Source organism: Clostridium sediminicola (assembly GCF_050402865.1).
Taxonomy (GTDB): Bacteria; Bacillota; Clostridia; order Clostridiales; family Clostridiaceae; genus Clostridium_AF; species Clostridium_AF sediminicola.
In genome coordinates this window covers 1-1695 of the sequence record NZ_BAABMF010000056.1, presented here as the reverse complement: position 1 = coordinate 1695, position 1695 = coordinate 1, and the positions used below count along the sequence as shown (strand labels likewise).

Below are 1695 nucleotides of genomic sequence, written 5' to 3'. Positions count from 1 at the left end.
TGATATGATACTTCCAAGGTAGACACTGTAATTAATTAAATTACAAATCTACTTTGGAGGTGTTTTTTTATGGGAAGAAAACTTAAGTATAGTAAAGCATTAAAGATTAAAGCTTGTGAAGATTATATTAATGGTAATGTTAGTTTTAGAAGTATCGCACAAGCAATCGGATGTAACAAAGAAATAGTTCGTCAGTGGTATTTAAAATATAACATTCATGGTCCGAGTGCTTTTGATACATCAAGTAAAAAAAATACTTATAGTAAAGAGTTTAAAATGTCAGTAATAAACTTATACTTACAAGGAGAATACTCCTTACCCGATTTAGGTGCTAAATATAATATTTCATGTGGAATGATTAGCAAATGGGTTAAAAAGTATTATAATGGTATAGAATTAAAAAGTTACGATCCTAAAGGAGTTGTCTATACCATGAAATCTAGAAAAACAACATTTGAAGAACGATTAGAAATAGTCAAGTGGGTTATTTTAAATGATATGAGCTACAAAGATGCCGCCTCCAAGTTTGCAATTAAGTATGCTCTTGTATATAAATGGACTAAAAAATATCTAGAGGATGGTGAAGACGGCCTCGAGTATAAAAAACGTGGTCCAAAAGCAAAACAATTAATAGATGAGGAATCTCTAACAGAACTTGAAAAGCTCAAATTAGAATTAGAACGAGAAAAAGCTTTAAGAAAAAGAAGAGAATTTGAACTGGAGGTTCTTAAAAAAAAAGAGGAGTTCGAAAAGAAAAATCATTATCGAAAGTAAGAAATGAATCCAGTTATCAGACTATCGATTATTATTGCGCGCGTGGTTATTCAGTAAGCATGATGTGTAAAGCATTAGGCATAGCACGAAGTGCATACTATAAGTATAAAAATAGAGTTGAACCTGATAAGGAAAATACAGATAAATTATTATGCTCATTAATTAAAGAATATCACTTAACTTTCGATGGTATTTTAGGATATAGGCGTATGACTATGTATATCAATCGTTTGAATCAGAAAACTTACTCCGTAGGATATATACGTCGTTTAATGGGCTTTTTAGGTATTTCTTCAAGAATAAGACGAAAGAAAGTAAATAGGAAAAAAGTGAACCCTGATTACATTAAGGAAAATATTTTAGCAAGACACTTTCAAGCACAGAATCCAAACGAAAAATGGTTAACTGACGTGACCGAATTTTCTATATCAGGTGATACACGAAAACTATATTTAAGTCCAATTATGGATCTTTATGATAACAGTATCATAGAGTACGAATTATCATTCAAAAACAATAATAAGCTTGTATTTAAAATGTTTGAGAAAGCAATAGAAAAGCATCCAAATGCTAAACCAATTTTCCATAGTGACAGAGGATTTCAATACACATCGACTCTTTTTAAGAATAAAATTGATAAGCAAGGGATGCAACAAAGTATGTCTCGAGTTGGTAAGTGCATTGATAATGGACCGATGGAAGGCTTTTTTGGAATACTAAAATCTGAAATGTTTCATGGAAAGAAATTTCATTCATTAGAGAAGCTAAGAGAGAAGATTATTGAATTTATCAAATTCTACAATGAAGAAAGATTTCAAAAAAAATTAGGGTGCTTGACTCCAATAGAATATCGAAATCAAGCACCAAAATGTGCATAAATTTTTAATTAAATTACCTGTCTACTTGACAAGAGTCAGTTCA

General features: G+C 30.5%; 2 protein-coding genes. Both read left to right on the top strand.

The genetic code is table 11. The features are described 5' to 3' along the window. Nucleotides 1-69: 69 nt before the first annotated feature. Complete coding sequence (locus ACQ3F0_RS26665) at nucleotides 70-774, top strand: helix-turn-helix domain-containing protein (protein WP_428868854.1); 705 nt, start codon at nucleotides 70-72, stop codon at nucleotides 772-774. A gap of 23 nt (nucleotides 775-797) precedes the next feature. Next, nucleotides 798-1652 carry an IS3 family transposase gene (locus tag ACQ3F0_RS26660; RefSeq protein ID WP_428868855.1) on the top strand — a complete coding sequence of 285 codons (855 nt, stop codon included), beginning with the start codon at nucleotides 798-800 and terminating at the stop codon, nucleotides 1650-1652. The last annotated feature ends 43 nt before the right edge of the window (nucleotides 1653-1695 follow it).